This window comes from Aquibacillus sediminis (assembly GCF_005870085.1).
GTDB classification, from domain to species: Bacteria; Bacillota; Bacilli; order Bacillales; family Amphibacillaceae; genus Aquibacillus_E; species Aquibacillus_E sediminis.
Genome location: NZ_SZNM01000004.1, coordinates 172,829 through 197,470 on the forward strand (window position 1 = coordinate 172,829; position 24,642 = coordinate 197,470).

The following is a 24,642-nucleotide window of genomic DNA, read 5'->3' on the forward strand; positions in this document are numbered from 1 at the left end:
TCCTCCCTGCATAAAAATGTATAGACAGACAGAAGGTTGGGAGGAAATAGACTTGAAACATATATTGATCATTATTAGCTGCGCTTGCATGCTATTTGTTACATTACCAGTACAAACATTTGCCAAACCAGGGGTATCAGCTGAAAATGCAGTATTAATTGAACAATCTTCTGGTAGGGTATTGTATGAGAAAAATGCAGATGAACAGCATTTAATTGCTAGTATAACAAAAATTATGACAGCCATCCTTGCAATAGAATCCGGTAAGTTAGACGAAGAGGTTACTGTGAGTGAACGAGCTGTCTATACGGAAGGATCATCGCTTTACCTTAAACAAGGTGAAAAAATAAAACTAGAAGATTTGGTTTATGGTCTCATGCTTCGTTCAGGGAATGACGCTGCCGTTGCAATCGCTGAGCATGTTGGAGGTAGTGTAGAAGGTTTCGCCCATTTGATGAACCAAACTGCAGCATGGATCGGAATGACAAATTCTCATTTTGATAACCCTCATGGCCTTGATTCAGAAACACATTATTCGACAGCATATGACATGGGAATGTTAATGCGATACGCCATGGAAAATGAAGTGTTTAAAGAGATTGCTAGCACTAAGTCCTATCAACAGAAAACGAAAAATGTAACATGGTTAAATAAAAATAAGTTGTTAACTCGCTATTATGAGTACTGTACAGGAGGAAAAACAGGGTTTACTCGTGCCGCAGGTAGAACATTAGTTTCAACTGCTGAGAAAGATGGAATGGAGCTTATAGCTGTAACCTTGAATGCCCCAGATGACTGGAATGATCATATAAGTTTATTTGAGTGGGCTTTTGATAACTATGATTTAAAAACAATACAAGAAAAAGGGAAACAAACCTTTCAGATTACCGGTGATGACCCATCAATACAAACTGGATATATTCAAGAAGATATAAAATATCCATTAACAAAAGAGGAACAAGCACAAGTTGAATCGAGTACCTATTTTGAATATCCAGAAATACGGGAACCTGACGAAATGATCGGTAAAAAGTTTTATAAATTAAATGATCGTGCAATTGCAGAAGCTCCTATTTATTCGGATACAAACAACGAAGAAGTTAGTTTTATAAATCAAATTACACATTGGTTTAATCGTTTATTAGGGGTTTTGTAACATGGTTAACTTAATTTGGGCAGGGATGGCTATCATTGGAATCGTTTATGCCATGATCAATGGAACGATGGATGAAGTGAATGAGGCATTGTTTGAAGGAGCGGATGAAGCGGTCACGTTATCAATAGGTTTAATAAGTGTGCTTGTATTTTGGCTCGGACTTATGCGTGTAGCTGAAAAAGCAGGATTGTTAAGTATGTTGTCTAATCTTTTCAGGCCAATTGTCACACGCCTTTTTCCTGAAATCCCGAAGGACCATCCAGCAATGGGGTATATACTCTCCAATTTCACTGCCAATCTATTTGGATTAGGTAATGCAGCGACACCAATGGGGATAAAAGCGATGGAGCAAATGAAACAACTTAGTGGTAGTGATAAAGCAAGTAGATCGATGATTACTTTTCTCGTTATAAATACATCAAGTTTAACCCTTATTCCAACAACCGTTATCGCTATTCGTATGCAATACGATTCCATCGCACCGACTGAAATAGTAGGGACAACCATTCTTGCAACAGGTTTTACATCTTTAGCTGCTATTCTAGTGGATCGACTATTTTATTATAGAAGGGTGCGTAAACAAAAGAAATGAGTATCCTTACAACGATAAGTACGTGGATCATTCCATGCATTATTTTACTTGTACTGCTTGTAGCAACATGGAAAAAGTTGCCAACATATGAAATCTTTGTGGAAGGAGGAAAAGAGGGGGTCAAAATGGCTGTCTCACTGCTTCCATTTTTATTAGGGATGATGGTATCCATCGCAATATTAAGAGGATCAGGTGCATTGGAAGCATTTATTGATTTGATATCACCTGTATTATCGGTACTTGGTATTCCTTCTGATATTGTTCCATTAGCCATTATACGACCGATCTCGGGGACAGCTGCACTAGGGATGACGACAGAGTTAATCAGTACTTTTGGTCCTGATTCTTTTATCGGACGATTAGCTTCCACTATGCAAGGGAGTACGGATACAACACTATATATTTTAACGGTTTATTTTGGCGCAGTAGGTATTAGAAGAATGGGAGATGCTTTAAAAGTTGGACTGATTGCAGATTTTATTGGTATAATAGCTTCAATCGTGATTGTTACGATTGTTTTTGGGTAGCGTTAACGAAAGGTTAACGCTTTTATTATGTTTTATTAAAAAGAGGAAAACTGTTAACGTGAACAGAGTATGAATAATAAGAAAGGAAAGTGGTAGCAGCATGGAACGTTTACAAAAAGTTATTGCACAAAGTGGAGTTACATCAAGAAGAAAGGCTGAGAAATTGATAGAAGCTGGAAAAGTTAAAGTAAATGGAAAAGTAGTAACAGAATTAGGTACGAAAGTTTCCAACGATGACGATGTGGAAGTAGAGGGCGTCCCTCTTGAAAAAGAACAACCTGTTTATTATATGTTATATAAACCTAGAGGTGTAATTTCAAGTGTAAAAGATGATAAAAAAAGAAAAGTAGTGACTGATTACTTCGAGGGGGTGGAGGAAAGAATTTTCCCTGTAGGACGATTGGATTATGATACTTCTGGGATTATCTTGTTGACGAATGACGGAGAGTTTGCCAATTTATTGATGCATCCAAAACATGAAGTCGATAAAGTTTATGTTGCAAAAATAAAAGGAATCCCAACAAGGGAAGAACTCGCAACCTTCAAGAAGGGGATCAATGTTGATGGAGAAAGGTTAAAAGCAACTTACTCAAAGATAATGTCAACAGATAAACGTAAAAATACGGCTATTGTTAAACTTGTTTTACATCAAGGAAAGAATCGACAAGTACGAAGGATGTTCGAGGCAATCAATTATCCAGTTGATAAATTAAAACGTGAACAATTCGGATTTTTAACGTTAAAAGGTCTTAATCCTGGCGAGTACCGCGAGTTGACACCAAAAGAAGTAAAACAATTATGGGCGGATGCATCCAAAATTGTTGAATAATTGTCAAAAATAAATGTGAAATTTTTGGTACAATAGTTGGGGGTGTGTCAATAATGGGAAAAATTGAAGAAGCAAACAATAAAAAACAAAAAAAGAAAAGGAAAAGGTTGCTATTCCGTTCAATACTCTTAGCTATCATGTTTGGAGCATTACTATTTGCTGTCATTTCTAGTCTTTCCGGTGATAGTAAACAAGTGGAAGTGGGAGATCAAGCACCAAATTTCCAGTTAAAGCAAGTGAATGGTGAAAATGGTGGACAAGCCGTAACTTTTGAACAGTTTAAAGGGAAGGGCATTATGCTGAACTTCTGGGCTACTTGGTGTCCACCATGTGAGGCTGAAATGCCTTATATGCAGTCATTATATCCTGAATATAAAGAAAAAGGGGTCGAGATTTTAGCGGTTAGTAGTGATGATACAGAAAAAGTCATCCATGATTTTATTGACAAGCATGATTTAACTTTTCCTGTATTACATGATAAAAAAGAGGAAGTTTTTAACCAATACGGTGTTCTTTCCTACCCGACTTCATTGTTTATTAATCCCGAAGGAGAAGTCGTTGAAATTGTGGAAGGTCCACTAACATTAGAAAGGTTGGAAGAATATTTCCAACAAATCGTACCTGAAAACGGGTAGACCATATAGTTACGGGGGATAGGGATGAAAAGAATTGTATGTGAAGCATGTGGTCATTCCAATGCAGAAGGAACAGTGCTCTGTCAATCTTGCGGAAAACCGATTGAGAAAAACCAACATATTGATGGTAATGAAAAAACAAAACTATTAAATATGCGATATGATGGAAGTGCACGTAGGTCACAAACGTACAATAAGTCGTTTGTAGATAAGATTTGGAATTTCTTCTCTTCGGTTAAAGTTGGCGTATGGTTAATTGTACTGACGTTATTAGCGTCAGCATTAGGTACTATTTTTCCGCAAGAGATGTATATTCCGCAAGATGTCCAACCGCTCGATCATTATCGTGAACAATATGGAATTGCTGGTCAGATCTATTATCAATTAGGACTTCACAACTTGTATAGTTCATGGTGGTATATGATCTTAATAGCATTAATTGGTATCTCAATTGTTGTAGCTAGTATCGATCGAGTTGTACCATTATATAAGGCGTTGAAAATGCAAAAACCTAAACGACACGAAACATTTTTAAAACGTCAACGTTTATTTAGTCAAACGAATCAACCATCACTGAATGACAAAGAAAAATTCCTTGAGCGTTTAAAAAGTAAACGGTACAAATTGACAGAAGAAGATGGTCACATATTAGCTGAAAAAGGTCGTTTCACAAGATGGGGTCCTTATGTCAATCATTTAGGTTTAATTATTTTTCTCATCGGCGCTTTGTTACGGTTTGTTCCTTTTATGTACATAGATGAATTTGTTTGGGTTCGTGAAGGAGAAACGTTACCTATCAAAGGTACAGAGCGAGAATATTACATTGAAAACAACGATTTTATTTTTGAAACTTATGACGAAGAAGAGGACAGGAAGTTTGCGGAAGCGTTACAAAATCAGTCTGCTCCTGTTGCAAGTAACTATCAAACAGATGCTGTCATCTATCGTAATCATGAAGCAGAACTTGTAGGAGCTGAGCCAGACTTAGAAAAAGTGAAAGAAGGTAGCATACGTGTAAATCACCCACTAAAAATAGATGGTTTTAGTTTATATCAATCTAGCTATCAAAGTGAATTTAGCACGATGTCATTTTATATTCACGAAACAGATGACAAAGACGAACAAGAACTAGCTAATTTCACTGTAGATCTATCAAATCCTGTTAATCATTATGAATTGGATAATGGCTTTGAAGTAGAATTGGTACGATATATGCCTGACTATTATTTGGATGATGGGGAACCAAAGTCGAAAACGGATTATCCTAATAATCCAGCGTTTGTATTTGCTGTTTATCCACCAGATGCCTCCGAACCTGAGTATAGTTTTGCAGGGATTGGTCGAAATATTGATGCAACAGGTGAAAATGACTATAAAATAGCGCTTAATGGTTTCGATGTGCAATATGTGACAGGACTAGCTGTAAAAAGAGATTATACACTTCCGATTCTAATGATCGGTGGGTTAATATTTATGATTGGTGTTGTGCAGGGGTTATATTGGCAACATCGTCGGATATGGATACACCCTAAGGGTAATGAACTCTGGGTTGCGGCACATACGAACAAAAATTGGTATGGCTTAAAACGCGAAATAGATACACTGATGGAAGATACTTCATTAATTAGAGTTGTAGATCAACAGGAACAAAAATAGAGCTGTTTCGATACTATACAGGGGGAGTGACAACATGGATGGGTTAGTTTCAATAAGTAGCAATTTTCTATACCTTGCATTTGTTTTATATTTAGCAGCTACTTTTTTCTTTGGTGGGACGATTCGATCTAAAAATTCTACTTCTTCACAAACATGGGTTAGTAGGGTAGCTATAGGATTAACCATTCTTGGATTTTTAGCATCGGTTGTTTATTTTATATTACGTTGGATTGCAAGTGGACATGCTCCAGTCAGCAATTTATTTGAATTCACAACATTTTTTGGCATGATGTTAGTACTTGCTTTCATTGTCATGTATTTTATTTATCGTTTGAATATACTTGGTTTGTTTGTATTACCTGTAGCACTTTTAATCATTGCTTACGCAAGTATGTTTCCAACGGAACTATCTCCATTGGTTCCTTCACTTAAAAGTCACTGGTTATACATACATGTAACAACCGTATCATTAGGAGAAGCAGTATTAGCTGTTAGTTTTGCTGCTGGATTGATTTATTTAATAAAGGAAGTTGATCAATCTTATCGAAGTAAGCGAACAACTTGGTTAGAAATTATTATTTACTCGCTTTATGCAACATTGGGATTTGTGGTTATATCATCTATATTCAGTGCAACAGATTATAATGCAACATTTGAAGTGACAAATGAAAGTGGTGTTTCTACTTTAGAATATCACCTTCCAGCAATAACAGGCCCTGCGGATGGCACGCTCGTTACAACAGATCGTATGGAGCCTTGGTTCGATACACCAGGTTGGATGAACGGCGCAGAAGCCCCACGTAAATTCAATACGTTATTGTGGTCATTTGCAGTAGGATTGGTATTCTACTTGATTACAAGGTTAATCTTAAGAAAGCGAATTGCTGCAGCGATTCAACCTTACTTAAGAAAAGTAAATAGTGATTTAGTGGACGAAATTTCCTACCGAGCTGTGGCAATTGGTTTTCCAATCTTTACACTTGGTGGCCTAATCTTTGCAATGATCTGGGCTCAAGAAGCTTGGAATCGATATTGGGGTTGGGACCCTAAAGAGGTTTGGGCTTTAATTACATGGTTCTTCTATGCAGCATTTCTACATTTAAGGCTATCTCAAGGTTGGCATGGAGAAAAAAGTGCATGGTTAGCTGTTGTAGGATTTGCGATCATTATGTTTAACCTTATTGCGGTGAATTTAGTTCTTGCGGGACTTCATTCATACGCATAACTGTTTATTCCGGTGCAACCGACCGTAAAGCTCCCAATTTAAAACATAAGATATTTAATTGGGAGTAAGCGGACGCTCACACACGATTGGTTTAGACTAATACAAAGTGGGGGAAGATCCTCCTCTAATTTAAAGTTTCATTTTATTTGATATGAGTTGGGAGGCACGTAAGATGGATAATAATGCAAAGATTTTAGTAGTCGATGATGAAGATAGAATTAGACGTCTGATTCGTATGTACTTAGAAAGAGAAGGTTATGAGGTGCACGAGGCCGAAGATGGAGAAAAAGGTTTGGAACTAGCACTTGAGAATTATTATGAATTAATACTATTAGATCTTATGTTACCCGGTATCGATGGTGTTGAGGTCTGTAAACAATTAAGAGAATCAAAAGAAACACCAGTGATCATGTTAACTGCAAAAGGAGAAGAGTCAAATCGTGTTGAGGGATTTGAAGTAGGGACGGATGACTATATTGTCAAACCGTTTAGCCCTAGAGAAGTGGTATTACGCGTGAAAGCACTTTTGAGAAGATCGACAACAAATAAAATGGCTAATACCGATAATTCTTCTAAAGATGTTATTGAATTCCCTCATTTGTATATTGATAATGATGCCCATAAAGTGTCAGCTGACGGAAAAGATGTTGGTCTTACACCAAAAGAGTATGAGCTTTTACACTTTTTAGCAAAGGCACCAAACAAAGTATTTGATCGTGAGCAATTGTTAAAAGAAGTTTGGAACTATGAGTTTTTTGGAGACTTAAGAACAGTTGATACACATGTGAAACGATTAAGAGAGAAATTAAGTAAGGTTTCAGAGGATGCAGCAAAAATGATTGTAACAGTTTGGGGTGTAGGCTACAAATTTGAAGTAGCGAATGACTAATGTTTTTACGTAGTGTTGTCGGAAAGTTATGGTTTACCATTTTACTTTTGGTATCTTTTGTCCTTACTATTTTAACCTTTTTATTACTAGGTTTTTTTGAAAATTTTCATGTTTCGGAAGCTGAAAAAGACTTAATGCAAACAGCTACAAAAGTCTCCGTAATGGTAGAACAATACGAAAACGATGAGCTTATGTTTGATACAGCAAAACGAGTCAAGGATCCGTCCAGTAAAGTCGTGATTTTATTTGACGATCAAGACTATTGGATTTCAGATAGTGATAATAATGATCTACCAGATGTAACGATTGATTGGCTCTTACAACAAAATGATTTACTTAGTGTGTTGGAAAGTAATAAAGAAGTAAAGAAACAAAAAAATATTCCTAATGGTTCTGATAATGTCATGATTGTTGGTACCCCTGTGGTAGATGGTGGTGCGGTGTTTGTCTATCAATCGTTAGATGTAGTGGAAGAGACAACAAGTCAGACTACTCGAATTATTTTATTAGCAGCAGGGATTGCCATTGTACTAACAACGGTATTTGCTTTCTTTTTATCTACTAGAATTACGTCGCCATTAATTAAAATGAGAGAAGCTGCATTTGAACTGGCTAGGGGCGAATTTAATACAAAGGTACCAATGTTAACTCATGACGAAATTGGCGAACTTGCCATGGCTTTTAACCGTATGGGACGTCAATTAAAATATCATATTAATGCATTAAGTCAAGAAAAGGAACAATTATATAGTATTTTAAGTTCGATGGTTGATGGTGTGATTACTTTAAATCGACAAGCTGAAGTTATTGTTTCGAATCCACCAGCTAAGAATTTCTTGGAAAATTGGTATTATGAACACAATCATCCAAGAAAAACAGATGATTCCATTCCAAATGTCCTTGAAACAATGCTTGAAGAGGTAATAGAGTTAGAACAAGAAACGTCAAAAGAAGTATTTATACAAGGTAGGACATGGGTTATTATTATGAGTCCACTTTACGATAAAACACATGTACGTGGTGCAGTTGCTGTCATAAGGGATATGACAGAAGAACGTCGCCTAGATCAACTACGTGAGGATTTTATTGCAAATGTATCGCATGAATTACGGACACCAATCTCCATGTTGCAAGGATATAGTGAAGCAATTGTTGATGATATTGCAGCAAGCAAAGAAGAAAAAAATGAATTGGCTTCCATCATCTACGAAGAATCGTTGCGAATGGGGCGGTTAGTTAACGAATTATTAGATTTAGCACGTATGAAATCTGGTCATATCCAATTGAATCAAGACCATGTGCAACTTGGTTTATATTTAGAACGGATTGTTCGTAAGTTTAAAGGTCTAGCCAAGGAAAAAAATATTGAATTAAAATTAGATGTAGATCAAAATTTAAAAATGGTTACCTTTGATCCTGATCGGATTGAACAGGTTTTAACGAATTTAATTGATAATGCAATTAACCATACAAATGAAAATGGTAATGTAACGATTAAAGTAGAGGCGGAACAAGATATCATTCAATTTTCTATTATGGATACTGGTACAGGTATTCCGCAAGAAGATTTGCCATTTGTGTTTGAAAGGTTCTATAAAGCAGATAAATCAAGAAAACGACAAAAGAAAAAAGGAACAGGCTTGGGGCTTGAGATTGCAAAAAATATAGTAGAGGCCCATCATGGGTCCATTTCTGTTCAAAGTAAGCATGGTGAAGGTACTACATTTACCTTTAAACTGCCAAAAAATGGCGAAGATGAATAGAATATGGGGAATGATCTTGTTTCTTATGAAACAAATCCTTTTATTTTGTTCATTTTTATGATTTAATTGTCAAATAACAGAAAGTTAAGGGTGATCGAGAAGTTCAAGGTTATGTAGTAAAGACCGCATAACCAAGCCAACGAAGAACTTCGCTGCATACATGTTTATTTGGTGTTTTTTAACATACTCTAATAATTAAACAAATTGTAGATTTTTGGTGTGAAATACTTAAAAGGGAATCTGGTGAAAATCCAGAACTGTCCTCGCAACTGTTAGTGTGACAAAACTAAGTGTACCACTGTATATAATACGGGAAGGGCTTAGGAGTAGGATGATACACAAGTCAGTAGACCTGCCAAGATCTGAAATTTCAAAGCTTCGGGGATTGAGTGTTTGAGATAGGCAGTTTTTAATAGGGGCAATCCTATCTAATAAATCTGCTCTGTCTTAAGCTCATTCTTTAAGAATGAGTTTATTTTATTTAATCGAAAAATTAAATAAAACCTCCAAATGCACAATACTCGAAGACATAACAAGTAGGAGGTTAGGAAAATGAAAAAAGTATATTTCATGTTACTGTCGTTAGTGATAATGATGGGGATTTTAGTAGGGTGTTCTCAAAATGAAGTAAATCCAAATTCGGATGAGATGGATCAACAACAAGAACAGGCAGATGAAACAGAAGAAGAAGTTCAATTTACCATTTCTGAAGCTAACGGAGAAACAGTTATTGAGCAAAAAGACATTACAATAGATGATGGTGCGATTTTAATGGATGTTCTTAAGCAACATTTTGAAGTTGAAGAGACAGATGGTTTTATTACCTCAATTGAAGGTCACTCTATTGATGAACAAGAAGGAATATACTGGATGTATGATGTGAATGGAGAGATGGCTTCAGTTGGCGCGACTGAATTAGAGTTAACGGATGGCGATCATATTCACTTTGATTTACAGTCTACGGATTAATTAGTAAATGAATACATATAAATTAACATTAATTGCTGTATTGGCATCATTGGCTGTTGTCGGTAGGCTTTTCTTCCAATTTGTACCCAATGTTCAACCAGTTACAAGTATTATTATTATATGTGGCTTTTATTTAGGTCCTGTTTCAGGAATCATGTTAGCTTTTTTATCCACTTATTTGTCTAATTTAATTCTGGGAATGGGAATATGGGTGGTTTGGCAGCTAGTAGGTTGGACTTTAATAGGGTGTATCAGTGGTTGGATTGGCCGATTTTCCTTTACATATCCACTTCATTTGTTGATTTTATTCGGAATATGCAGTGGATATATGTATGGATTTATTGTATCACTGGCCAATTACAGCATTGCTGGAAAATTTTGGCCCTACTATTTGGCCGGTTTACCTTATGACACTTACCATGCAATTGGGAATGGAGTGTTTATCGCGATCCTGTTTCCTGTCATAACAAAAATATTCCATCGTTATCGACAAAATACCAACTAAATTTAGTTGGTATTTTGTTATTTTTCTTATATAGTAAAGATAATGTAACCTTATCGTACATAGAAACGACAAATATATAGAACGGGGGGCAAGGAATGCGGGCCGCTTTCGAAGAGATATATGATAATTACCATCATGACTTATATCAGTTTTTAATTTATTTGGTAAAAGATCAATATTTGGCGGAGGATTTAATACAGGAAGTATATATTAAAGTCCTCAATTCCTATCAAACATTTAAAGGGGAAAGCAGCCAAAAAACGTGGATTTTTTCAATTGCAAGACATGTGGCAATAGATCATTTTCGTAAACAAAAAAGAAAAAGAAATAAAATTATGGAATTTTTTGATTGGAATGAAAAGGGTGATTTAATCAAAGATGACCATGCAATACCAGAAGAAATTGCCGTTTTAAATGATGAAATGAGAATCGTATATGATTGTTTGGACAGATGTAGTTTTGACCAAAAAAGTGTTATTATTCTTAGGTACATTCAATCTTTTTCTATCCAGGAAACAGCGGATGCATTAGGGTGGAGTGTTAGTAAAGTAAAAACAACACAACATCGAGCCATGAAAGTGTTAAAACAAAAGTTGAATGAAAGCAACCGAGAGGAGGAATCAAACATTGAGTCATAACAAATATAACGAGGATCAGATTGGACAAATATTACGGAAAATGCCCCAAGTTGAAGATCAGCAACATAAGGATCAATTGTTTGAACTAGTTTCCTCTAATTTGAATAAAAATAAACATGAATTTGTTAGAAAGAAAAGACGGGCATGGTTATTACCTTCTTTTGCTTCAATTGTCGTTGTTCTAGTTATGGCAGTTATGATTCAAAGTTTTATGTCCAATTCTAATTATGAACATACTGAATCAAATGATAGAGCCGATATAGATATGAATACATTTGAAGCGCCACAAGAGGATAGTGCTCAAATTCCACCTTCAGCTAAGGATGAAGCTGAAATTAGTTCAATGGATGAAGCGGAAACTCGAGCACAAGATAACAATTCCACTATGCTGGATTCATTAAAAAGCCATGTTGTTCAATCAGAACACCCATACAACAGGTTGATCCATGTAGCAGCATTAGATGAAAATGTGAACCATATCATTCCGATTACCTTACAAACGGACGAACAAGTTGAGTTAGAATCTTATTACAATCATTTGGATAAATATTTGGATGTTGAGCAATTAGGTTTAGTAGCATATCCGTTTGAAGGCGTGACATTTAACGTATCGTTAGAGCAAGAGAAAGTAATGCTCGAGGTTGCTGAAAGTTATAACTTCGGTGGTGGAGGCGGCGCCATTCAAGGTGCCTTTGAAGGAATGCTCTCAACCATGTTTCGCCCTTATGGAGTAAAAGAAGCCGTTGTTCAGTATGCTGGAGAAAGACGTGAATTAGGGATGTTAGGCGAGATTGACCATATTGATTTAAGCGACACACACACACAATTATATAAGATTTATCAGAATGAGGAGGATTCTTCACGTCAATATCTTACTCCTTTAAATACGGAAAGAAATATTAGATCGGCCATACAAGAGATGAGGAATAATGAGCATGAACGTAATATTCAGGCATCAATCCCGAATGATATTTATTTAACCGTAGAATCGAATGACAAGCAACTTATAATAGGATTGTCAGCGGAAGCATCGTTGGAAAATAATCAAGAAACTTTAGATATGGTGGAAGCTATTTTAATGACAGCAAAAAGTTATGGCTACCAAACAGTGACATTTGATATCGGTATTGATCGTGTTGGACCATATAATTTAAGGGAGGAGATCCCAGTTCCAACCGCCGTTAACCCTATTGAGATGGAGACAAATTAATAAAAAATAGTTCGAGTTATAAAAAAGAAGCTGTTTCACTCGATGATCTATTCATCTTGGAACAGCTTCTTTTATTTTTACTTTTTATAACGATCTAAACATTCATCAATTAGTTTGTTAGCAGCTTCTACGCCTTCCCACTCACCAATTTCTGTTTTCTTTCCTTGTAAATCCTTATATGTTTGGAAGAAGTGTGCAATTTCTTTAAGTTTATGTTGAGGAATATCCTCTAAACTATTTACTCCTTCAAACCTTGGGTCTTCAACAGGAACAGCAATCAGCTTTTGATCTTCTTCACCATCATCGATCATGTTCAAGAAACCAATCACACGGGATTCAATCACACACCCAGGAAATGTAGGGTTTGTTACTAATACAAGAATATCTAGAGGGTCTCCATCTAGGGCAAGTGTCTCATCGATATATCCGTATTCAGCTGGATAGAACTGTGAAGAGAAAAGAACACGGTCTAATTTGAATACCCCGTTTTCTTTGTCATATTCATACTTGTTTTGGCTTCCAGTTGGAATTTCGATAAATGCATCAACTACTCTGTTTTCTGCCATTATATATTTCCTCCTTGTACAAAATATGTAAATAACTCGAATATTTATTATAGCAATATTTAATTAGTAATGAAAGCTAGGAGCATGTTAAAATGTTAATAGCTTTTATTTTTTTGATAACTGCTGGTGTCACAATAACTTTAAACTCTGACATAACTTTTTTGATAGTTATCCTTTGCCTGATTTGAATTAGGTATTATACCACCGCTTCGGTAGAATACTCCGCTTTCCATGGGCACGGCCTCAGCTAACTTGGTAAATAAAAGCCCTTTACCAAGTGGATCTTCGGCTCGCGCTGTTCCCATAGGAGTCTCCGTATTCTACCTACGCTGTTAGTGATGTACTGATTAAAGTTAGATAAAACACCTTAGCTAATAGCTGAATAAGAGGATAATCTAATTCAGAAAAAGGGATTTTTTCGTATGTAAATCGAGCAAACAACTATAAAATTCCGATGCTCATAAGAGCGAAGGAAATACACCGGAGACTCCTATGGGAGGAATGGCCTAGGTGAGACCCCGCAGTGAGGAACGAACGAGGAGGCTCATCAGCCACCCATGGAAAGCGTAGGTGTATTTCCGCAGCGCTAGATTAGCACTTACTTTATAAAGGACGAGCGAGAAAATCAATTACGTCAGATTTTCTATCAACTATGACGTTTAAACAAAAAACATATTGACATGATAAGCTGGAATATGTATGTGAACGCATATGATTTCTTACATTTATCGTATATTATACGGAGAAAACCCCAAAAACAATGGGGTTTGAAATTAGTCTACCTTTAACGGATCGGGTCTCCGTTAAAAGCTTGATTGGAAATTTTTATGGAATCGGTTGGACAGCCTTCATAGGCATCTAACATATCATCCTCAAGGATATCTGGAATGGCGATGGATCCATTGTTATTATCTAATAATACATAGGCAATTCCTTCGTCATCGTAATCATATATGTCAGGTGCAGAGGCACCGCAAGCTCCACAAGCAATACATGTTTCTTTATCAACAATAGTATACTTTGCCATGCTCATACTCCCTTTCTCATCATGTTCGATCCTAAATGGAGCAGAAGAATCATTCTATCATTTTAATCTTGTTTTAAAAACATTTCAATACCAGTGAATCGAAAATAGTTATAGTACATTGGTTGTAAAAGGAGCGCCTATCATGTTTATAACGGTTTTACTAGATTGTATACGAAAAATAAATAGTGAAAGAAGTATCTCGTCTATTTATCATCTATTAACCGGAAAAAGATCTGCACAAACTCTACAGGATGCACATCTTTATCAATTAGAAAACTATTTCGGTATATATAAAACAATAACACGAGATGAGTTAGCGAGTGTTATAAAACAATTAGAAAGACAAAAGTGTATTGAATCGAATCAAAACGCAGAAACAGCTCAAATATCAGTGGTGGGAAAGGGACTGCTTGATGATGCTTCAATCTTTTTGGAGTTAACTGGTTTTAATGGAATGAAGTACGAGAATATTAGTAGCCACCTCGAACAACGATTATTATTGCTGATCCAAACAATTACGAATATAGAGGCAAGAAATAATCGGTTTGTTGCAATTGTTGAAGATGTTGGCACTCAGCAATTCGTAAAAGAAATATATAATACAATGAAAAATCGGCGTCGAGAATGGCTGCGTGGTTTGTTTAAAGAAATCCATTCCTTTTTACGTACCATCCCACAAAATCAAGCATCGATATTTGTTGATCGCTTAACAGGCTACGATCAGTTTGGATTGAGTAAAGAACAATTAGCACAAAAATATCAAGTGAGTAAACATGATATAGCTGTAACGCTTCAATTAATAATCCATAAGTTGTTAACTTTTCTATTAAATGAAACGAAAAACAGTTTGTATCTTTCTACACTTATAAAGGATTATGTAGAGCAAACATTTATTACAAACTCTGCAGCAGAAACATTGAATTTATTTCAAAGAGGATATAATCTAGAACAAATTATGTCAATTCGTAAATTAAAGGAAAGTACGATTCATGATCATCTAGTGGAGATTGCATATGCAGATGCTGATTTTAATATTGAACCATTTGTAACGAAAGACTCGTTTGTGGAAATCGCACGGGTGATTGATGAATTAGATTCTCGAAAACTAAAAGTCATTAAACAGCATTTAAACGAAAACTACAGTTATTTTCAAATAAGATTAGTGATGGCAGCTATGCAATCTCATCATAAAAGGGGATCTGAATTAAGTTGAATCAATTAGAGACTCTACTAGAAAAACATTTTAGCCTTTCGACTTTTCGAAAAGGTCAAAAAGAAATTATACAAGATTTGTTAGCAGGCAACGATGTTTTGGGTGTACTACCAACAGGCTCTGGAAAATCTTTGTGTTATCAACTCCCTGCCAAACTACTGGATGGTGTTGTGATTGTTGTTTCTCCCTTGATCTCATTAATGATTGACCAAGTGAAACAATTACGGGCAAATGGTTTTAAAGAGGTCGTAGCATTAAATAGTTTTTTAGACCGTTCGATGAAAAAGAAAGTTTTGAATAATCTACAACAATACAAATTGATCTACCTGTCACCAGAGATGCTACAAAATAAATTTTTAATAGAAAGATTGAGTAGATTACACGTCTCTCTTTTTGTTGTCGATGAAGCACACTGTATTTCTCAATGGGGACACGAGTTTAGACCAGATTATCTAAAGTTGGCGAGCACGATTGAATTATTAGGTCATCCTACTATTCTTGCTCTGAGTGCAACAGCAACACCAGATGTACAGCAAGATATTGTAAAACATTTACATGCTAAAAAAATGATCAAACATATTTATCCTATGGATCGTGATAATATTGCATTCGCTGTCGAACAGTTTGATCATATTGATGATAAACTAAATTATTTGGTTGATCTTTTAAAAAATTATCCAGTACCAACGATGATTTATTTCTCAAGTCGAGTTTGGACAGAGAAAGCTGCTGAGGTATTAACGAGTAAATTACCACATCAAAGAACAGCATTTTATCATGGCGGCATGGAGCAACAAGACCGTATTTTAATACAGCAACAATTTATGGCAGATCAATTGGACATCGTCTGTTGTACGAGTGCTTTTGGAATGGGAATTGATAAAGCAAACATAAGATTGGTTGTCCACTTTCATCTCCCAACACAACTCGAATCGTTTATTCAAGAGTTAGGAAGAGCAGGAAGAGACGGGAAATCTAGCGTGAGTCTTGTTTTGTTAGCACCTAATGATGATGTATTACCAAAGATGTTAATTGATTCAGAATTACCTGATCCATCGGTTATAAAGCCGATCATTCATCACTTACAGAATCAGGGTCAAACCGTTGATAACCAAGTAGAAGTAATCATGGAACATTTTAATGTGAATGAAACACAGTGGAGGTTTTTGCGCTATCAATTGGAAAAGCAAGGAATGATTGTAGATAACCAAGTGATTACAAATGTAGAGAAGATCGAAGAAGTAATGAAAATGATTATTGATTTAATAAGAAGAAGAAAAAACTATAAACAAGAAAAATTGGATGAATTATTAGAGTGGTCGGTTAATAAGCAATGTAGAAGAAAAGGGTTGTTTTCGAGTTTTCAAACAACGGTAGGACAGCCAAAGTATGCTTGTTGTGATGTTTGTGATTTTCGTTTTACAGATTGGGAGCCACCGATCGAAAGGAAATCGGAATTCAGTTCATTAAATTGGGAGGAACAGCTTAAACAAGTTATGATGCAAGGAGATTAACATGAGAAACAGACAAGCTGAATTAATCAAAAGTATGACCATAACACAATTAAAACAACAGTTAGTAGTATCACAACTAATTCTGTTTACTTTAAGTGTCGTATTAAGTTTCTTTCTATTTGAATCATTTTATCAGTGGGTTGACTTGATGAAATGGGAGCCATGGGTATTGCTAAAATTTGGCATCATTCCAGGTGTTATAGTAGTGTTAATCGATGTAATACTTATGCACTTCTTACCAAAACATACCTATGATGATGGTGGTATAAACGAAAAGATATTTCAGAACCTTTCTATAATAGAAATTATAATCATCTGTTTGTTTATCGCGATTGCAGAGGAAATGCTGTTTCGCGGAGTCATTCAGACGACATTTGGTTACGTTATAGCTAGTTTTTTATTTGCTATTGTGCATATTCGGTATTTGTATAAACCAATTTTATTTATCTCCGTAGTTGCCTTAAGTTTTTATTTAGGTTATATCTATATGATTACAAGTAATTTACTAGTACCAATAATCGCTCATTTCACAATTGATGTACTCCTCGGATGGATTATCCGGTATCAGAAATGGAGGGGGGAAGGAAATGGATCGTGCTAAATTCAAAGACCAAGCATATGAATTACGTAATATGATGAACGAAATCAATGACAACACAGAAGATGAAAATATCGAGGTAGAAACAAAACAGGATCATCGTGGTGACTCCCAGCAAGATGTCAATATATTGAATTTACCTCCAAGGAGTCAAGTTCACGAAGATAAAAAGACAAAAGTAAAGTGGAAAATTAGTTATCCGCTCGTTCGTTTATTACTTATCTTATTTATTTTAATCGTCATGTTACTACTTACTTATCAATTATGGGGGAAGGAGACAATTGAAGCACCGATAACGGAACAACCATTTCAGCACCATCCAGCAGGTGAAAAGGTAAAGATTAAGCCAAATTCATAATGGATTTTATTATTTGTAACTACTAGTTTGAAGTATTCATCTTTGTTAATTTCTCATCTTTGCGCAATGTAAAAAAAGGAAAGGTGAATACACCTTTCCACAACGGATTAAAAGATCGTTTTTTTGTCTCTTTCTTCCTTTAAGATTTCTACCGCTTCTCTAAACCTTTGGGAATGTACAATCTCTCTTTCTCTTAAAAATCGCAAAGAGTCATTTAATTCTGGATCATCCGATACATTGATTATCCATTGATAGGTAGCCCGTGCTTTCTCTTCTGCTGCGATATCTTCATAAATATCAGCGATTGGATCACCTTTTGCTTGGATGTATTCTGCTGTCCATGGATTACCTGCTGAGTTATGATAAAATAACGCACCATCATGGTTAACGTAATGTGGGGCAAGACCTGCTTCCTTCAATTGTTCTGGTGACGCATCTTTAGTTAATTTATAAACCATCGTAGCAATCATTTCCAAGTGAGCGAACTCTTCTGTTCCAATATCATTTAGCAGACCAATTACTTTACCAGGAATAGTATATCTTTGATTTAGATACCGTAGAGCTGCAGATAATTCCCCGTCGGCCCCACCATACTGTTCAATTAAATATTTTGCAAGACGAGGATTACACTCTCGTACTTTTACTGGATATTGTAATTTCTTCTCATAATACCACAAAATGGATGTCTCCTTTCTACACTTGCCAAGGCCATGGAGTATCGTCCCAATTCCATGGGTAATTGGAATAACTTCTTCCAAAATGCATGAGTGGGCCAAACTGTTTCTCAAATTGTTTTTTTAGTCGCTTACTTTCATAGGTACACTGATTATATTGTTGGATGGCTTGATAATCATGCGGATGGGTATCTAAGTACAAATTAAGTTCAACAATGACGAAATCGATTGCCTGAATTTGTTCGAGTTGTGCATAATATTCGGGTGGCATTGTTTTAGTGTGACTCATGTCTCGTCCCCCCGTTTATCGTATTTACTATATAATGCAGGCCATAGAGTTCCATGAAATAACGCTTGTTTCGGTGTCTCAAATTGAGCTAAATTAGGTGGTTGAAATCCCATGTAAAGTTGTGGGGGAGTTGGATAGCTTTTTACTGTTATCGGTTTACATGGATCGTAGGGACTTACATATGGATACCAGTATTTTTTATTTGTATGGCTCATCTTTTGTTCCTCCTTCCTGTCAATAACAGATTTCAATAATTCATATGATTGACACAGATTGTCCTATTCTTTACATTTCTGAGAAGGAAAGTTTATGTGGGTATCGAAATAGGTATATATAATGGATTGCAATGCAATACGATGTCGTAATTGAAGGAGAGGTAGAAATGTTTGTTAGAAGTATTATGAAACCTAGTTATAAGTGTATTGTGTCCAGTTCTAATCAACAAATCGGTGATGTCCTTAGTAAACTAGATAAATATGAAATACAAGCAACTCCCATTGTCGATGATCAAACTTTTATGGGGATGATATCACGACAAATAATTTATCGAGCATTTTTTCATAGTGAGCTAGATAAAGGAGCATTTTTGGAGCAAAAATTGTCTGATACTTTACTAACCAATCAAGACCTTTATATTGACGAAGATGAGGTTTTTGAAAAGACGTTACCAATATTTAAAGATTTTCCAATTCTTGCTGTGGCGAATAAAGATAAGAATTTTTTAGGTATTATTTCTAGATTTGATGTGTTGGAACAGTTTGAAAGTGCATTCGGAGCTAAAAAGAAGGGACTCAGAATTGCATTCACATCCGAGGAGTCAGAGGGGCGGGTGGCGCGTTTAGCAGATATTATTGATCAACTACACGCTAATATTATTTCCATTACAAGTTTTGATGAAACAGACAAATTAGCCCGTAGAATCGTTATTAAAATCAATCATGTCGATCACCCAAATATGCAAAAGATAAAAAGAAAATTTGAAAAATCCGGTTTTAGGATTCTAGATATTAAAGAGATTTAGCGCTATCGGACATCCACAACAAAAGATGTTGTAGGATGTCTTTTTATATTGATCGCTTAGGTGCTTTCGTTGCATGTGAATTTCTTTGAAGAATTCTTTTCTCAGTTACGAGGGGAACCGGTACAATAGTCTTTCTAACACAAGAATAAGTAATTGTTACGCAACAAGGCGATTCCTATTCATAAATTGGACATTCTTCCTGGACCTTGAAACGTTAAAATTCTTTCTGTTTTCGTTTTGCTATGTTATGATATGAATTCCGTTACATCAGTCGAAAAACAGCAGAAAGGAATGGAATAAATTCTAATGATCCTATTCATTATTCTTCTTTTAATTTGTATTGCATTATTAGGATTTATGTGGTATAAGGCGTTTGATGATCATATAGATTATAGAACAGTACATGTAAAATCGAAACTAATGAAACCAGTAACTTTGTTTTTTATATCTGACATTCATAAAAGAAAAATTAAGAAAAAAACGATGAGGCAAATAAAAGAGAGGATAGATCTTGTCGTCATAGGTGGGGATCTTTTAGAAAAAGGGGTAGATTTCCGGAAAGTAAAAAAGAATTTATTACTGTTACATTCGTGTCATGCACCCATTTATTTTGTATGGGGCAATAATGACTATGAAGTGAATTCCTTAGAACTTGAGCAGTTATTACAAAATCATGGTGTACATGTCTTACGAGATAAGACAGTTACTATAAATCATGGGACCACAACTATCAACTTAATTGGTCTAGATTATCGTAAAGAACATCAAGCAAACTTAGATCCATTACTTATGCAAGCTACAGGTGATATTCAATTTTTAATTGCACACGATCCTAATGCTTTTTATTCTTTCACAAACCAGCAAGCAAAGCAAATTGACTTCGTAATGAGTGGACATACACATGGTGGCCAAATTAGGGTGTTTGGTCATGGATTCTACGCAAGAGGAGGATTAGAAACGTACTTGAATACACCAATACTTGTCAGCGAAGGATATGGATATACGAAAGTACCACTACGTCTAGGAACCAATGCCCAGTGCCATATCATAACAGTAAACTAAATATGGTTGTATCGCCGCAAATGGTACCATTTTTTTGGTTTATACATATATAAATAGTAAGGGAACCAATCCAAGGGGGTAAGTTAATGCGATTAGAACGCCTTTCAACCAATCAATTTAAAATATTTTTGACGTTTGATGATTTAATTGAACGAGGTTTAACGAAGGATGATCTTTGGCATGACTTGCCAAGGGTACACAGTTTATTTCATGATATGATGTATGAGGCGAGTGATGAATTAGGCTTAGAATTAGAAGGATTATTGTTGGTAAACGTTCATTTAATGCAAGCACAAGGAATGTTAATTATCGTTACTCAAAATACAGACAGTCCGGATGTAGAAGATGATTATGTTGAGATGAAAGTAACACTTGACGAAAGTCGTGAATTAATTTTTTCATTCGACGAGTTCGAGAGTATTATACAAGTCAGCTCACACTTAAGAGACTTAGGTATTGATGGTGGCTCTCTATATTACATGAATGATAAGTATTATATGTTAATAGGTGACGACGAAGTGGAAGGCTATAACCGTGAACACATTATTGCGATCATGTCAGAGTTCTCTTCGGCAAGTATCATTACTTCTTACCGTTTAATTGAATACGGTAAACGGATTTGTTATAAAAATGCAATCAAAGAGATAGCAACTTATTTTCTATAATACAGATTAAAAAAAGGTTGGCATTAAATGGCCAGCCTTTTTACAGATAATAATGTAAAAAATGTTTTCTTTAATAGGTAAAATTTTCTCAAATAATTAAATGACTCTTACCGAGAAGATACTTATTTAATGAAAATGAACCTAAGTCACAAAAAAAATAAAAAGATGTGACATTTTAATGAATAAATATGTTCTGGATGGAGTTGAAACTTGTAAAATCAAGTGAATTCCCCTTAACACCAAAGTTTAAAAGTTGCCATGCGTAGTTTTTGCATAATAAAATAGAAAGTGTATACTAATCTGTGAAATGGTGGATTTTAACAATTTATCCCACATGCAACTGGTAGTGAAACCCACACTTCAAGACTACGAGTAAAACGATGAAGGGTACGTAGTGGGAGTAGCTGCCAGTATATGTCTGATTCTGTTCAAAGATTTTTAATTGATACCTTTGTGGTGCCAAAAAGTCAGTCGGGGATAAAAGTAAACCCACTGATTGAAGTTTCACTTATTTTTAATGGGAGGTAGGATCATGGCAAACGATAAAGCATCAGATACCCCAAACGAAAAACAAGATAAGCTCGATGTTCTGAAATCAACTCAAACTGTGGTGAAAAAAGCATTAGACAAACTAGGTTATCCAGATGAAGTTTTTGATCTATTAAAAGAACCTGTTCGTATGATGACGGTTCGCATACCGGTTCGTATGGATGATGATTCCATTAAAATATTTACAGGTTATCGTGCTCAGCATAATGACGCGGTGGGACCTACAAAAGGTGGGGTCAGATTCCATCCGCATGTATCAGAGAAAGAAGTAAAAGCACTCTCTATTTGGATGAGTTTGAAAGCAGGAATTGTTGACTTACCATATGGTGGTGGTAAGGGGGGGATTATCTGTGATCCAAGAGAAATGTCTTTTAGGGAACTTGAAGGCTTAAGTAGAGGGTATGTTCGTGCAATTAGTCAAATAGTTGGGCCGACTAAAGATATTCCTGCTCCTGATGTATTTACAAACCCACAAATTATGGCGTGGATGATGGATGAATATAGCCGTATTGATGAGTTCAATAATCCTGGTTTTATCACTGGTAAACCAATTGTGTTAGGTGGTTCACACGGTAGAGAATCGGCGACAGCAAAAGGTGTAACCATATGTATCGATGAAGCAATTAAGAAAAAAGGAATTACTTTAAAAGATGCTTCAGTCGTTATTCAAGGGTTTGGTAATGCGGGAAGTTTCTTAGCGAAGTTTTTACATGATTCTGGAGCGAAAGTGGTTGGGATATCGGATGCATATGGTGGATTATACGATCCCGATGGATTAGACATAGATTATTTATTAGACCGAAGAGATAGCTTTGGTACAGTCACAAAATTATTTAATAACACTATTACAAATGAAGAACTACTTGAACTTGATTGTGATATTCTCGTGCCAGCAGCAGTTGCAAATCAAATCACTGAAGAAAACGCGCATAGCATTAATGCATCGATTGTAGTGGAAGCCGCTAATGGTCCAACGACTTTAGAAGCAACCAAAATATTATCCGAACGAGGGATCCTGCTTGTTCCTGATGTACTTGCTTCAGCGGGTGGGGTAACAGTATCCTATTTTGAATGGGTCCAAAATAATCAAGGTTATTATTGGTCCGAAGAAGAAATTGAAGAGAAGTTGCACAAGGTAATGGTTAAAGGGTTTAATCAAGTGTATCAAACTGCGGAAACACGTCGCGTTGACATGAGGCTTGCTTCATATATGGTTGGTGTACGAAAAATGGCTGAGGCGGCTAGATTTCGTGGTTGGATATAATTAATTCTTTAATGACCTGGACTGGGCTACATGATTCACTCTGTAGGTTTCGTGATCAACAATGGATAAAAATCAAAATAATACTGTGAAAAGCACTTATTTAAGTGCTTTTTTTATGTAAGGTGTATCATGCCAACCACTGGTTTTGATATATTTTATTGGAATGTCAGAAATAAATTCGATATCATGAAAAGGGTACTTATAGCATGATTGTTAATAACTAAAGGAGCGCATGTAACATGGCAAAAGAACATACGATCATTATTGGTGCTGGTCCATGTGGGCTATCAGCAGCACTTGAATTACAAAAACGTGGTATAAATCCATTATTGATTGAAAAAGGTAATGTGGTTAATTCTATTTATAATTATCCTACCCATCAGACATTTTTTAGTTCCAGTGATAAACTTGAAATTGGAAATATTCCATTTATTACAGAAAAGAAGAAACCGGTACGAAATCAAGCCCTTTCTTACTATCGAACGGTTGCAGATCGTTCAAATTTACGAATTAATAGTTTTGAACGAGTTACCCGTGTACAAAAAGAAACAGATGGTTTTATAGTTCAAACGAACAATCAAGAAGGAACAAAAATGGAATATGTAGCTAAACATATTATTGTTGCAACAGGCTATTATGACCAACCAAATTTAATGGGGGTTAAAGGAGAACAATTAGCAAAGGTGAGTCACTATTTTAAAGAAGCCCATCCGTATTTCAATAAAGATGTGGTGGTCGTAGGGGGGAAAAACTCTGCTGTTGATGCAACGTTAGAACTGCATAAAGCAGGAGCTCGAATAACGGTTCTCTATCGAGGTGCAGAATATTCCAAAAGTATAAAACCATGGATATTACCTGAATTTGATTCCTTAGTACGTAAAGGGATCGTAAGGATGGAATTTAATGCACACCTATTAGAAATTTACGAAAATAGTGTCATTTATCATGTTAATGACCAAGAAAAAGAAATTAAAAATGATTTTGTTTTTGCAATGACTGGTTATCAACCAGATCAAGGTTTTTTAACAGATATGGGAATTACCATTGACCAAAATACTGGAAGACCTACGTTTGATGAGCAAACGATGGAAACAAATATTCCTGGAATCTATATCGCGGGCGTAATTGCTGCTGGGTATAATAACAATGAAATATTTATTGAAAATGGTCGCTTCCATGGCGAGTTAATAGCGAATTCCATTGCTAAAAATTAATGGAAACCGATCGATTTAGATAATCTTGTTAGAT

The 24,642-nt window shown here is 35.6% G+C and carries 27 protein-coding genes and 1 riboswitch; of the genes, 22 read left to right on the top strand and 5 right to left on the bottom strand.

All coding sequences use genetic code 11. The features are described 5' to 3' along the window. The first annotated feature begins 52 nt into the window (after positions 1–52). The 13 genes from FCI53_RS06090 (at position 53) to FCI53_RS06150 (ending at position 12,594) form a co-directional block, all read left to right on the top strand. Positions 53–1,156, top strand: coding sequence for a D-alanyl-D-alanine carboxypeptidase family protein (locus FCI53_RS06090; RefSeq protein WP_342774174.1), 1,104 nt, complete (start codon positions 53–55; stop codon positions 1,154–1,156). A gap of 1 nt (position 1,157) precedes the next feature. Beyond that, complete coding sequence (locus tag FCI53_RS06095) at positions 1,158–1,748, top strand: nucleoside recognition domain-containing protein (RefSeq protein ID WP_138416870.1); 591 nt, start codon at positions 1,158–1,160, stop codon at positions 1,746–1,748. Then, positions 1,745–2,275: a spore maturation protein gene (locus FCI53_RS06100; RefSeq protein WP_138416872.1), complete on the top strand. Its 531-nt coding sequence runs from the start codon at positions 1,745–1,747 to the stop codon at positions 2,273–2,275. The genes FCI53_RS06095 and FCI53_RS06100 overlap by 4 nt, the downstream gene beginning before the upstream one ends. Before the next feature lie 100 nt (positions 2,276–2,375). Beyond that, entirely contained in the window at positions 2,376–3,104 is a 729-nt protein-coding gene (locus tag FCI53_RS06105; RefSeq protein ID WP_138416874.1) for a pseudouridine synthase, read from the top strand. A 53-nt stretch (positions 3,105–3,157) separates the two neighbouring features. Next, positions 3,158–3,739 carry a thiol-disulfide oxidoreductase ResA gene (gene resA, locus FCI53_RS06110; protein ID WP_138416876.1) on the top strand — a complete coding sequence of 194 codons (582 nt, stop codon included), beginning with the start codon at positions 3,158–3,160 and terminating at the stop codon, positions 3,737–3,739. A 24-nt stretch (positions 3,740–3,763) separates the two neighbouring features. After that, entirely contained in the window at positions 3,764–5,395 is a 1,632-nt protein-coding gene (resB, locus tag FCI53_RS06115) for a cytochrome c biogenesis protein ResB (protein ID WP_138416878.1), read from the top strand. Between the two features lie 34 nt (positions 5,396–5,429). Beyond that, positions 5,430–6,620 carry a c-type cytochrome biogenesis protein CcsB gene (gene ccsB, locus FCI53_RS06120; protein ID WP_138416880.1) on the top strand — a complete coding sequence of 397 codons (1,191 nt, stop codon included), beginning with the start codon at positions 5,430–5,432 and terminating at the stop codon, positions 6,618–6,620. 172 nt (positions 6,621–6,792) lie between these two features. Continuing rightward, positions 6,793–7,509 (top strand): response regulator transcription factor, encoded by a 717-nt coding sequence (locus tag FCI53_RS06125; protein ID WP_138416882.1) that lies wholly within the window; start codon positions 6,793–6,795, stop codon positions 7,507–7,509. Then, the gene (locus tag FCI53_RS06130; protein WP_138416884.1) at positions 7,509–9,272 is read left to right on the top strand and encodes an ATP-binding protein; all 1,764 of its coding nucleotides are present in this window, start codon (positions 7,509–7,511) and stop codon (positions 9,270–9,272) included. The genes FCI53_RS06125 and FCI53_RS06130 overlap by 1 nt, the downstream gene beginning before the upstream one ends. A 198-nt stretch (positions 9,273–9,470) precedes the next feature. Then, positions 9,471–9,646: riboswitch (cobalamin riboswitch) on the top strand. Positions 9,647–9,824: 178 nt separating this feature from the next. After that, positions 9,825–10,241: a DUF4430 domain-containing protein gene (locus FCI53_RS06135; RefSeq protein WP_138416886.1), complete on the top strand. Its 417-nt coding sequence runs from the start codon at positions 9,825–9,827 to the stop codon at positions 10,239–10,241. A gap of 7 nt (positions 10,242–10,248) precedes the next feature. Beyond that, positions 10,249–10,746 (top strand): ECF transporter S component, encoded by a 498-nt coding sequence (locus FCI53_RS06140; RefSeq protein WP_138416888.1) that lies wholly within the window; start codon positions 10,249–10,251, stop codon positions 10,744–10,746. A 95-nt stretch (positions 10,747–10,841) separates the two neighbouring features. Then, positions 10,842–11,384: an RNA polymerase sigma factor SigX gene (locus FCI53_RS06145; protein WP_138416890.1), complete on the top strand. Its 543-nt coding sequence runs from the start codon at positions 10,842–10,844 to the stop codon at positions 11,382–11,384. Further along, entirely contained in the window at positions 11,374–12,594 is a 1,221-nt protein-coding gene (locus FCI53_RS06150; protein WP_138416892.1) for a hypothetical protein, read from the top strand. Before FCI53_RS06145 ends, FCI53_RS06150 begins: the two co-directional genes overlap by 11 nt. A gap of 77 nt (positions 12,595–12,671) precedes the next feature. Here the strand turns inward: FCI53_RS06150 and FCI53_RS06155 are convergent, their stop codons facing one another. Together FCI53_RS06155 and FCI53_RS06160 are read right to left on the bottom strand one after the other, a co-directional pair. Then, positions 12,672–13,160 (bottom strand): inorganic diphosphatase, encoded by a 489-nt coding sequence (locus FCI53_RS06155; RefSeq protein ID WP_425457155.1) that lies wholly within the window; start codon positions 13,158–13,160, stop codon positions 12,672–12,674. 784 nt (positions 13,161–13,944) lie between these two features. Continuing rightward, positions 13,945–14,187: a ferredoxin gene (locus FCI53_RS06160; protein WP_138416895.1), complete on the bottom strand. Its 243-nt coding sequence runs from the start codon at positions 14,185–14,187 to the stop codon at positions 13,945–13,947. A 142-nt stretch (positions 14,188–14,329) separates the two neighbouring features. On the opposite strand from FCI53_RS06160, the gene FCI53_RS06165 reads away from it, so the two are divergent. From FCI53_RS06165 to FCI53_RS06180, 4 genes are read left to right on the top strand one after another with little or no spacing between them, the layout of a single operon-like run. Continuing rightward, positions 14,330–15,400, top strand: a complete 1,071-nt coding sequence (locus tag FCI53_RS06165; protein ID WP_138416897.1) for a YpbB family protein — start codon at positions 14,330–14,332, stop codon at positions 15,398–15,400. After that, the gene (locus FCI53_RS06170) at positions 15,397–16,914 is read left to right on the top strand and encodes a RecQ family ATP-dependent DNA helicase (protein WP_246050031.1); all 1,518 of its coding nucleotides are present in this window, start codon (positions 15,397–15,399) and stop codon (positions 16,912–16,914) included. The genes FCI53_RS06165 and FCI53_RS06170 overlap by 4 nt, the downstream gene beginning before the upstream one ends. Position 16,915: 1 nt before the next feature. Further along, the gene (locus FCI53_RS06175) at positions 16,916–17,515 is read left to right on the top strand and encodes a CPBP family intramembrane glutamic endopeptidase (RefSeq protein WP_138416901.1); all 600 of its coding nucleotides are present in this window, start codon (positions 16,916–16,918) and stop codon (positions 17,513–17,515) included. Next, the gene (locus tag FCI53_RS06180; RefSeq protein ID WP_138416903.1) at positions 17,502–17,870 is read left to right on the top strand and encodes a hypothetical protein; all 369 of its coding nucleotides are present in this window, start codon (positions 17,502–17,504) and stop codon (positions 17,868–17,870) included. Before FCI53_RS06175 ends, FCI53_RS06180 begins: the two co-directional genes overlap by 14 nt. Before the next feature lie 107 nt (positions 17,871–17,977). Here FCI53_RS06180 and FCI53_RS06185 read toward each other — a convergent pair whose 3' ends face one another. From FCI53_RS06185 to FCI53_RS06195, 3 genes are read right to left on the bottom strand one after another with little or no spacing between them, the layout of a single operon-like run. Next, positions 17,978–18,547 carry a manganese catalase family protein gene (locus FCI53_RS06185; protein ID WP_138416905.1) on the bottom strand — a complete coding sequence of 190 codons (570 nt, stop codon included), beginning with the start codon at positions 18,545–18,547 and terminating at the stop codon, positions 17,978–17,980. Between the two features lie 16 nt (positions 18,548–18,563). Then, complete coding sequence (locus FCI53_RS06190; protein WP_246050032.1) at positions 18,564–18,833, bottom strand: spore coat protein CotJB; 270 nt, start codon at positions 18,831–18,833, stop codon at positions 18,564–18,566. Further along, positions 18,830–19,048: a spore coat associated protein CotJA gene (locus tag FCI53_RS06195; protein WP_138416907.1), complete on the bottom strand. Its 219-nt coding sequence runs from the start codon at positions 19,046–19,048 to the stop codon at positions 18,830–18,832. The genes FCI53_RS06190 and FCI53_RS06195 overlap by 4 nt, the downstream gene beginning before the upstream one ends. Positions 19,049–19,215: 167 nt before the next feature. Here FCI53_RS06195 and FCI53_RS06200 point away from each other — a divergent pair, with 167 nt between their 5' ends. The 5 genes from FCI53_RS06200 (at position 19,216) to FCI53_RS06220 (ending at position 24,608) form a co-directional block, all read left to right on the top strand. Beyond that, positions 19,216–19,854, top strand: coding sequence for a CBS domain-containing protein (locus FCI53_RS06200; protein WP_138416909.1), 639 nt, complete (start codon positions 19,216–19,218; stop codon positions 19,852–19,854). Positions 19,855–20,160: 306 nt separating this feature from the next. Continuing rightward, on the top strand, positions 20,161–20,916 hold the full coding sequence (locus FCI53_RS06205; protein ID WP_138416911.1) for a metallophosphoesterase: 756 nt from the start codon (positions 20,161–20,163) through the stop codon (positions 20,914–20,916). An 86-nt stretch (positions 20,917–21,002) separates the two neighbouring features. Then, entirely contained in the window at positions 21,003–21,581 is a 579-nt protein-coding gene (locus FCI53_RS06210; RefSeq protein WP_138416913.1) for a genetic competence negative regulator, read from the top strand. A 532-nt stretch (positions 21,582–22,113) separates the two neighbouring features. Next, the gene (locus FCI53_RS06215) at positions 22,114–23,394 is read left to right on the top strand and encodes a Glu/Leu/Phe/Val family dehydrogenase (RefSeq protein WP_138416915.1); all 1,281 of its coding nucleotides are present in this window, start codon (positions 22,114–22,116) and stop codon (positions 23,392–23,394) included. Positions 23,395–23,633: 239 nt separating this feature from the next. Continuing rightward, on the top strand, positions 23,634–24,608 hold the full coding sequence (locus FCI53_RS06220; RefSeq protein WP_138416917.1) for a YpdA family putative bacillithiol disulfide reductase: 975 nt from the start codon (positions 23,634–23,636) through the stop codon (positions 24,606–24,608). The last annotated feature ends 34 nt before the right edge of the window (positions 24,609–24,642 follow it).

What these genes read in the sequence shown, in the direction of transcription:
- FCI53_RS06095 (WP_138416870.1), top strand. Translation starts at nt 1,158, where the DNA reads ATGGTTAACTTAATTTGGGCAGGGATGGCTATCATTGGAATCGTTTAT.
- FCI53_RS06100 (WP_138416872.1), top strand. Translation starts at nt 1,745, where the DNA reads ATGAGTATCCTTACAACGATAAGTACGTGGATCATTCCATGCATTATT.
- FCI53_RS06105 (WP_138416874.1), top strand. Translation starts at nt 2,376, where the DNA reads ATGGAACGTTTACAAAAAGTTATTGCACAAAGTGGAGTTACATCAAGA.
- resA (WP_138416876.1), top strand. Translation starts at nt 3,158, where the DNA reads ATGGGAAAAATTGAAGAAGCAAACAATAAAAAACAAAAAAAGAAAAGG.
- resB (WP_138416878.1), top strand. Translation starts at nt 3,764, where the DNA reads ATGAAAAGAATTGTATGTGAAGCATGTGGTCATTCCAATGCAGAAGGA.
- ccsB (WP_138416880.1), top strand. Translation starts at nt 5,430, where the DNA reads ATGGATGGGTTAGTTTCAATAAGTAGCAATTTTCTATACCTTGCATTT.
- FCI53_RS06125 (WP_138416882.1), top strand. Translation starts at nt 6,793, where the DNA reads ATGGATAATAATGCAAAGATTTTAGTAGTCGATGATGAAGATAGAATT.
- FCI53_RS06130 (WP_138416884.1), top strand. Translation starts at nt 7,509, where the DNA reads ATGTTTTTACGTAGTGTTGTCGGAAAGTTATGGTTTACCATTTTACTT.
- FCI53_RS06135 (WP_138416886.1), top strand. Translation starts at nt 9,825, where the DNA reads ATGAAAAAAGTATATTTCATGTTACTGTCGTTAGTGATAATGATGGGG.
- FCI53_RS06140 (WP_138416888.1), top strand. Translation starts at nt 10,249, where the DNA reads ATGAATACATATAAATTAACATTAATTGCTGTATTGGCATCATTGGCT.
- FCI53_RS06145 (WP_138416890.1), top strand. Translation starts at nt 10,842, where the DNA reads ATGCGGGCCGCTTTCGAAGAGATATATGATAATTACCATCATGACTTA.
- FCI53_RS06155 (WP_425457155.1), bottom strand. Translation starts at nt 13,160, where the DNA reads ATGGCAGAAAACAGAGTAGTTGATGCATTTATCGAAATTCCAACTGGA.
- FCI53_RS06160 (WP_138416895.1), bottom strand. Translation starts at nt 14,187, where the DNA reads ATGGCAAAGTATACTATTGTTGATAAAGAAACATGTATTGCTTGTGGA.
- FCI53_RS06165 (WP_138416897.1), top strand. Translation starts at nt 14,330, where the DNA reads ATGTTTATAACGGTTTTACTAGATTGTATACGAAAAATAAATAGTGAA.
- FCI53_RS06175 (WP_138416901.1), top strand. Translation starts at nt 16,916, where the DNA reads ATGAGAAACAGACAAGCTGAATTAATCAAAAGTATGACCATAACACAA.
- FCI53_RS06180 (WP_138416903.1), top strand. Translation starts at nt 17,502, where the DNA reads ATGGATCGTGCTAAATTCAAAGACCAAGCATATGAATTACGTAATATG.
- FCI53_RS06190 (WP_246050032.1), bottom strand. Translation starts at nt 18,833, where the DNA reads ATGAGTCACACTAAAACAATGCCACCCGAATATTATGCACAACTCGAA.
- FCI53_RS06195 (WP_138416907.1), bottom strand. Translation starts at nt 19,048, where the DNA reads ATGAGCCATACAAATAAAAAATACTGGTATCCATATGTAAGTCCCTAC.
- FCI53_RS06200 (WP_138416909.1), top strand. Translation starts at nt 19,216, where the DNA reads ATGTTTGTTAGAAGTATTATGAAACCTAGTTATAAGTGTATTGTGTCC.
- FCI53_RS06205 (WP_138416911.1), top strand. Translation starts at nt 20,161, where the DNA reads ATGATCCTATTCATTATTCTTCTTTTAATTTGTATTGCATTATTAGGA.
- FCI53_RS06210 (WP_138416913.1), top strand. Translation starts at nt 21,003, where the DNA reads ATGCGATTAGAACGCCTTTCAACCAATCAATTTAAAATATTTTTGACG.
- FCI53_RS06215 (WP_138416915.1), top strand. Translation starts at nt 22,114, where the DNA reads ATGGCAAACGATAAAGCATCAGATACCCCAAACGAAAAACAAGATAAG.
- FCI53_RS06220 (WP_138416917.1), top strand. Translation starts at nt 23,634, where the DNA reads ATGGCAAAAGAACATACGATCATTATTGGTGCTGGTCCATGTGGGCTA.